Annotated in this window: 5 protein-coding genes and 2 pseudogenes; 3 read left to right on the top strand and 4 right to left on the bottom strand. The window is 59.9% G+C overall.

The window, feature by feature from the left end; all coding sequences use genetic code 11:
* The first annotated feature begins 70 nt into the window (after positions 1 to 70).
* Positions 71 to 193, top strand: coding sequence for a hypothetical protein (locus EN853_RS35200; RefSeq protein ID WP_281061589.1), 123 nt, complete (start codon positions 71 to 73; stop codon positions 191 to 193).
* Between the two features lie 72 nt (positions 194 to 265).
* Positions 266 to 622 carry a hypothetical protein gene (locus EN853_RS34235; RefSeq protein ID WP_126080678.1) on the top strand — a complete coding sequence of 119 codons (357 nt, stop codon included), beginning with the start codon at positions 266 to 268 and terminating at the stop codon, positions 620 to 622.
* Between the two features lie 569 nt (positions 623 to 1,191).
* Here the strand turns inward: EN853_RS34235 and EN853_RS31190 are convergent.
* Both EN853_RS31190 and EN853_RS31185 read right to left on the bottom strand, forming a co-directional pair.
* Complete coding sequence (locus EN853_RS31190; protein WP_063169281.1) at positions 1,192 to 2,508, bottom strand: HipA domain-containing protein; 1,317 nt, start codon at positions 2,506 to 2,508, stop codon at positions 1,192 to 1,194.
* Positions 2,498 to 2,797, bottom strand: coding sequence for a helix-turn-helix transcriptional regulator (locus tag EN853_RS31185; protein WP_210326673.1), 300 nt, complete (start codon positions 2,795 to 2,797; stop codon positions 2,498 to 2,500). Before EN853_RS31185 ends, EN853_RS31190 begins: the two co-directional genes overlap by 11 nt.
* 650 nt (positions 2,798 to 3,447) lie before the next feature.
* On the opposite strand from EN853_RS31185, the pseudogene EN853_RS34230 reads away from it, so the two are divergent.
* Positions 3,448 to 3,944: pseudogene (locus EN853_RS34230) on the top strand (aldehyde dehydrogenase family protein); the annotation flags it as partial.
* Positions 3,945 to 4,456: 512 nt separating this feature from the next.
* Here EN853_RS34230 and EN853_RS31170 read toward each other — a convergent pair.
* Positions 4,457 to 4,917 (bottom strand): annotated as a pseudogene (locus tag EN853_RS31170) (OB-fold nucleic acid binding domain-containing protein); the annotation flags it as partial.
* Between the two features lie 307 nt (positions 4,918 to 5,224).
* Positions 5,225 to 7,156, bottom strand: coding sequence for a potassium transporter Kup (locus EN853_RS31165; protein WP_126080677.1), 1,932 nt, complete (start codon positions 7,154 to 7,156; stop codon positions 5,225 to 5,227).
* Positions 7,157 to 7,870 lie beyond the last annotated feature (714 nt).

Genomic DNA, 7,870 nt, shown 5'->3' with positions numbered 1-7,870 from the left:
ACCATCAGCCAAATGAGCGATGATCCGCTCATCAGCCTGCCGGCAGTGGCGCGCTGATCAATTCCGGCCCATGCCGGAGAGCACGGCGACCAATGCCGTCAGCTACACCACTCCAGTGGGCACGATCCGAGAGATCGCCACCGACCGCTTTGAAGGGGCTTTCGGCGGTCTCGTCAGCGAGGTTGTGGCATGAAGAAACATCAATCCACAGCATTGGGCCGAAGCATGCCACGGGCTCATGCCGCGGGAGAGCGGGAAGATATTCTTGAAAGAAGCGGTCTCCGACATCAATACCGACAGGATGGGCAGCTTTCTCACATCACTTGAGGTCGAGCGTGGCAGTTGCGACCCGCAATGCAAGGCTGGCGGCGATGGATGCCTTTGCGCGGTTCCTGATTTCGGAGCACCCCGAATATTAGGATACGCTGCAACTGGTGGTGACACTTCCCTTCAAGAGGGCGCGTGGGTGGCACCTGTCGAATATCTCGATGAGCCCGGAAATCAAGAGCGTCCTGGCGCGTATCGTCCGCCGCACGCCTTCTGGACAGCGGGATTACGCTCTGTTTTCGCTGATGTTCAATACGGATGCACGAGTTCAGGGATCCTGAATCTTCGATTGTGACCTTCGTCTGGTATCGCCCTGTCCCGCCGAGCAAAGCAACGACCGCCCCACACTGCTCACCCGGTTCGGTGTTCCATACTTGCTGCGCACACATGGCTGCGGGCGAAGGAACCACCATGGCGGAAAAAAGCATCCATCATCGCCCTTTGCGGGACACGACGGCCATCCACCTCGTCAAGGCGGGTGTTGACATCGCCACCATCAGTCGATGGCCAGGCCACTCGGGCTGAACTAACGATGCGCTACGCCCAGGCCGGTATCGATATGAAGCGGCAAGCGCTCGAACAAGGCTTCCCCGACGTGATGTCATCGGCAAAAGATCAGACGATCATCGCTTTGATGGCTGGATGTTTGGCTGGCTGCACCGCTTGTAGACGCTCAGTTATGTGGAGTTGTATCGCGGGAAGTCGCGCGTCTTGGGCTTTTGCGGTGTCAGCTCCACATCTCTCCGCAGTGCACGTTGTCACTGTTGAAGAGCCGTTTGTTCAATCTTCGTCCTGGCACGGCAAGGGTTGTCGATATTGTGGGCGTCTTGCGCTTGCCGAGCTTGTCCGAAATCCAGCGCCGGATCAGGCGTGAACACTGTTGCGTAGTTCGTCAGCCAGAGCGCGGAGAACGTCGGCGCTTCCTTCCAGCGCCGTAAAAGCGTAGGGATTGAGGAACTGTCGGCCCCAGAACAGATTGCGATCTGTGCCGGATAGCGTAGCTTCCTCGCTGACACGCGGCCAATTCTCCGCAATGCATCGGAGCTGGCCTTCAACAATCGCAAGAGCTTCCGGCGCGCTGAGCAGGAAGTGATGCGCCGCTTCAAGGCAGGACGCTATCCGGCTCATGCGGTTATTGCCGCTGATGAGCATGGCCTGGCTGGCCTCCTGGCCACTGCGGGCCTGCGGACAAATATCGTACGCAGGCGTGAGGGTGAGCTTAGCGCCGTCCCAGAATGCCGCATGGTTGCGGGCATGATCGTCGGTGTTGCCGCAAAGTATGTTGAAGACAATGCGGCTGAACAACTCGCGCAGAGTTTCCGACGGCGCGGTGAATCGGTGGCGAATGATCTCCGCCAAATCCTGGTAGCTGGCGTAACGCGCCATCATCTCATCGAGCGCGAGCATCGTCAGCGCTGAGACCATGGATTTGCGTTGCCAGCCGCCCGTGACCTTGATCCGGTCGAATCGCTCGACGAGCAACACGTCGTTGCCTGCGGCGCGAACGAGCGAGACGGATGCCGCTCTGATGCCGCACAAGGCGGCAAGCCGCATGGCTATGAATTCTCCTTTGACGACGCTGTAAAGGTCGGCAGACGAGGAAAATTTCGCGACATGCTTGACGGCGTCACCCTCGATCAGCGCCTTTGGCCTTGCGCCGCCGATCGAGCTGCCGTGATGCAGCGCCTGATCTAATTCGGGGGTGAGCGGAATACCTTTCTCTACCCGCTCCGCCGATTGGACAAGCTCTTCGAGAGTGGCATTGGCCAGTGCGCGCGGCTCGTAATGCATTGGCGAAAACTGAAAATCGAGCGCGCCGATGCGGTCCGAGCCTGATTCCAGCAAGAACGTCAGTTCTGAAATATCGAGCCGCGCGATTTCATCGCCCTTCACACCGAATTTGCGGTTTAGGATAACCCGTCGTCCCCAGGCATCAGGGGCAGCATCGCGGATGCATCCCGGCATGGTTAGGCCAGGAAGCAAAGGCAATTCGCCTGCCTTCAGGGGCAGTTCCGGGAGATAAAGCGGGATCGCGCTTCCCAGTTCACGAAAGCTCCTGCCATAGTTGAAGCTGACGAGTCCGTCATGGGCATATAGCCGCCCGGCGACAACCGGCGCGGTCTCGCCCGGCAGCCAGACCCAGACATAGGCTTCGTCGTACTTGGGGACCTTAGAACTCATCGACGATCTGCTTGCCGGCCTTGTAGACGTGCTTCGGCAGCAGCGCGATGCGATCGTCCATGCGGCCTGTGAGGGCTGTGATGCCATTGCCGTCGGCATCGAACAGCTTCACACCGACAATGGCAGCAGCTTCGAACATCAGTCCGATTTCGACTTTGGGATCGCCCTTCTCGATGCGCTGCAGGGTGCTGCGTGAAACACCGATTCTCTCGGCTAACTCCTGTGCGGTTAACCGGTGCTGCATCCGGCCAAGCCGGATGGTCTTACCGAAAAGGCCAAGCGCTTCCATCGCGTAGCGCGAATAGGTGCGTTTATACGTTGCCTTCATTCGGGTCTCTGTGACCTATGCATGATCCATATCGCCTTCTTTCGAACTTTATATAGGTAATGTCACAGAGCGACTGCCAAAGTCAAGACTCCGTATCGCAAGCGTTACCCATCCGAACGAGGAAGGCGGATATTGCCGACGGCTCCTGCACAACCGGCCAGCTCTGCGCGTCTCGGGCGAGGCGGAGATCTGGCGCTGGATCGCGGACAGCCTTGAGACGCCTCGCATGAGTCATTCATGGGCGGTCCCTGGTGCGGGGCCGCGGCGCTCGACTGCTGGCCGACATTCTCGGCGGCGGGACCCGCATCCGGCTACACCAGCACTTTTCGACCGCATACGCGCCCAGCTTCTCTCCGAAATCATTGCCAATGAGCGCGAACCTCATGCGATCGCCGAGCTGGCCTGGCGGCGCGGAATCTACGCACGCATCCGTATTCGAGACCGCCCAAGGGAGGCTGACTAGCGTAACGCCCTCCGATCTAAGCGCCTTCCACAAAGCCGCTTTCGCACGCGACGGGCTGCATGTGGCGGTCGTAGGCGACATAGATGCCAAGCCCTGAGAGTAAGGCTCTACCAGCTGTTCGGCGATTTGCCTCAGAAACTGGCGCTTGCCGGCGCGAACCAGTGGTATCGCGAGGGCGAGCACGCCGAGCGCTTTTCCTCCGCCCTCCACTGACCACAGACCCGCACGCAACGAAGCCGCGCTCGATCTTATCGTGGCGTGGCTAGGTGCAATGTTTGCTCTCGCCATCAGGCCGGCTTTCCCGATGGCGTGGTCAACCTGATCTATGCGTCCGAAGGTGATCGCGTGGGCCGTGAACTCTGCACCAATTCCAAAGATCAGCTTTACCGGTTCGAACGAGGTCGGACGGCTGCTGATGCGTCAGTGCTCTGACCAGATCAAGAAGGTCAGCCTTGAAACCGGCGGCAATGCACCTTTCATCATCTTCGATGATGCCGACATTGACGGTGCTGTTGACGGTGCGGTCCAGGCGAAGTTCCGCAATGCCGGCCAGACCTGCGTTTCCGCGAACCGCATTTACGTCCAATCGAGCGTTCACGATGAGTCCGCCGAGAAATTGTGGAGAAGGTCCGGCACTTATCAGTGGTCCGACGTCTACTCCCGGAGCGAAGCCGTCGCCAACCCAAGATCGAGTCCCACATCGCAGATGATAATTCGATGCGGGGCCGAACGATAAATATGCATGCTTTGGCCACCCCGAGGCAGGGCTCATTGAGATGATCCGACCGCCTTGGAACAAAGATGGGGTAGAGCAGATGAAGCGTTGGCAGCGTGTCTCCATTCGACGCGAGCGCTTAGGATGGGATCACGATCATTCGCATCACGCGCAGCCGCAAGGGCGATGCCATGGCTACTTTGGAATCGTTGAAGTGGTTTGAGCCGGACAGTCACAAATACACCCGTTACGCCGCGGCTCAGGAAACGGGGCGGCGTCCGGCGGTGGAGGTGCTCGCTGACTTAAAAAGGGTGCGGGCAGTCGTTGCGCTTGAGAGCGACGACATTTGGGATCCGGCACGGGGTGACCTGCTGCCAATCGGCAGTTAACAGGGTCCGACAAAAGTGTGCACAACATGCTGCTGAAGTGGCCTCCGGAAGCGCTACCGGAAGTTACGCGTCTTGAACTTGATAGGGTCGATATGGTCATACTGCATCGACGATGTCGCGCCCCTTCGGCATGCCGCGCGGATCGATGCCCGATCCGCCGTGATGAGCCTCGTCCCTCGGCCGTGCGGCAACGGAAACGGCGTCTTGCGGTTTCCCACGCTGGCCAGCCCGGCCGACAGATCGGTCAGCTCGTGGGCGACGAGGTGCACCACCTCCTCTTCCGTCGGATGCGTCCGCGGACGCCGAGCATGGCCGAAGCAAGAAGCACGCGCCGGAATTTCTCGAGAGATCTTGACCCAGACGACGACGTTTGCCGCACCCGTCTCATCCTCCAGAGGAACATGAAGCCTTTGGCCGAGCCCGGCCGCTGCCGGACCAGCACCAGGCCGGCGGCCTCGAGCCAGCTTCTGCCTCGCGCCTGCATAGCATCCTGACAGGTCACGGTGCGGCGCCGGTTAGGCGGCACGCCGATTTTGGCAACGCTAGCCTGTGAACTGAAGAATGAAGGTCGGACTTGCGGCACATCGATTAGGTTCAAATGATAAGTTGCTGCCCGGCGAGGTCGTTTCAGCGCATCTCGACTGGTGGGTCGGCAAGACAATGCGGAACGGAAATGATCGCAGGCGTAAAGGACGGCTTTCGGGGCCGGAAGCTTCAGGCCTGGAACCGGACCCCAGTTTGGCGCAAGCATCGTGGCCTCCGCCCGGTCAGGCATTCACCGGCTCGCGAAATGCCAATTGATTCTGCTTAACCGGGCATACCTAAACGGCCACTTGCGTTCCGATCTCGACCACACGTCCGGTCGGGATCTGGAAATACTCCGTCGCGTCGGCGGCCGTGCGCGCCAAGCCGATGAACAGCTTGTCCTGCCACACCGGCATGCCGGAGTTGGGTGACGCCTTGAGCGAGCGACGCGACAGGAAGAAGGACGTCGTCATGATGTCGAACTTCCAACCCTGCTTGCGGCAGATCGCCAGCGCACGCGGGATGTTAGGCTGTTCCATGTAGCCGAAGGTCAGTGTCACCCGCATGAACAGCTCATTGATCGTTTCCATCTTGATCCGCTCGCTGTCGGGCACCACGGGCTGCTGCGCCGTCACCACAGAGAGGATGACGTTCTGTTCGTGCAGCGCCTTGTAGTGCTTCAGGCTGTGCATCAACGCGGTCGGCGCACTGGCGGGATCGCTGGTCAGGAACACGGCCGTACCGGACACCAGCTGCGGTTTCTTCTTCAACAGATTGCCCGCAAGGAAATCGAGCGGAATCTGGTTCCTGCGCGTCTTGTCAAATAGATACCTGCTGCCTCTTATCCAAGTCCACATGGTCATCACGATCACTGCGGCAATGGCAAGCGAGGCCCAGCCGCCTTCGAATACCTTGACGATGTTAGCTGCAAAGAAGCCGGTATCGATGAAGACGAACACCGCCATTAAGGCTATCGCGACGCCGAGCGGCCATTTCCAGATGCGCGTCATCACAACAAAAAGCAGTATGTTCGTCACCAGCATATTGCCGGTCACCGAAATACCGTAGGCCGAGGCCAGCCGGCTGGATTCGCCGAAGCCGACCACCAGCAGCATCACCACCAGCGCCAGCATCAGGTTGATGCGCGGCAGATAGATCTGGCCCGACTGTTTTTCCGACGTGTGCTGGATGACGAAACGCGGCAGCATGTTGAGCTGTACCGCTTGCCTGGTCAGCGAAAAGGCGCCGGAGATCACCGCCTGGCAGGCGATCACGGTCGCCGCCGTGGCAAGCACGACCATCGGAATAAGCGTCCAGCCCTGGTTCATCTCGAAGAACGGATGACCGACAACGCCGCCATTTGCCAGCACGAAGGCGCCTTGCCCGACATAATTGAGCAACAGACAAGGGAACACGATCGCCAGCCAGGCGAGCACGATCGGCTTGCGGCCGAAATGGCCGAGGTCGGCGTAGAGCGCCTCGGCTCCGGTGACGGCGAGGAAGACTGCACCAACCGTAACGAAGGCGACGTCAGGCGAGTTGACCAGGAACGACACGATGTAATGCGGGCTGATTGCCAGCAGGATTTCCGGGTCGTCCATGATGTGGTTGAGCCCGGAAAGGCCGATGGCCAGGAACCACAGCGCGGTAACGGGTCCGAACACCAATCCTACGCCGCCGGTGCCAAACCGCTGTACCGCAAACACGATCGCCAGGATGGCCAGTGTCAGCGGCACCACATAGGGCTGGAACGTCGGCGTGACGACATTCATACCTTCGACCGCCGACAGTACCGAGATTGCCGGCGTAATGACGGCGTCGCCAAAAAAAAGCGCCGCGCCGACGATGCCGATGCCGATGCCGATGCCGAGGATCACCGCAGAGCAGGTCGGGAAACTGTTGCGCGCCAGCGCCATAAGCGACAGCACTCCGCCCTCGCCTCGATTGTCGGCGCGGAGCACGAACATGATGTATTTGATCGTCACGGTGATCGTCAGGGACCAGATGATCAGCGAGAGTACGCCGAGGATGTCGCCACGGCTGGCGACGTTGCCACCCGCTGATGCATGCAACGCCTCGCGAAATGCATAGATCGGGCTGGTGCCTATATCGCCATAAACGACACCTAGTGCGCCCGACATCAGCGCCTTGGTGCTGTGCTGCTCGACCTCAGAATGGCTCGATTGTTCGACAGGTTCTGCCTCGTTACCAGCATTGGTAAGGGCCATGGACGACACTCCGATAAGCGCGCGGTGCTCTACGCTTGCTGCACTGCAATATCAAGTTCCGTCACGTAATGTCTGCCGTCTCGCCTGTCGTTGCTCGCCTTGGTAGACTCGCCAGCCCGCAGCCCTACCGAGCAGCAATAGCGCCCCGGCAGAACCCTCAATCGCCCAGATCAATGAATGGTTATCGCCCACAGTGCCCCCCCGCGATGCGGCCGATGGCGACCAGGGTGTCGTGGGCGCACAAGGATGGCGCTTTCCTGATGACGCCGTGCTCCAGGTGTGATCGCACCGTTGCTGCGCAAGCCATTTACTTGCTCGTCCCAGCGAGGACCGTGGCCAACTGGAACGCAGGGCCACGCCGCTCACCGGCCGCACTTTGCGGCGCAGATAACGATTCGATCTCCGCGGCGAGATTCTGGTTGAAGAAGCCACCAAGCTTGTCGAAGGACACACGGTCGTAATATCGACATGCCAGTATCCGCAACCCAGAAAAGCTCCTTGGGCTCCGCTGCGCGCGCCACGAACAACCCGATCTTCTCTGCGAAGAGGACGCCGTAATCCTTCAGGTTGAAGCCAAACCGGGGGGCGGCCGTGACGTATGGGCGAAGGGCTAGGAGGCGGGTTCGGTGAGGAACGGCATTGATGTCCACGCCGTCTCCTGGAAAGACAGAGGAATGCGGTGTCACCGACTGGCGCCGGAGGTTGATCCGGTGA

The organism is Mesorhizobium sp. M1C.F.Ca.ET.210.01.1.1, from assembly GCF_004791585.1.
In the GTDB taxonomy this organism is placed as follows: domain Bacteria; phylum Pseudomonadota; class Alphaproteobacteria; order Rhizobiales; family Rhizobiaceae; genus Mesorhizobium.
The sequence above is the reverse complement of the archived record's forward strand: the minus strand, read 5'-3'. Positions and strand labels throughout refer to the sequence as shown.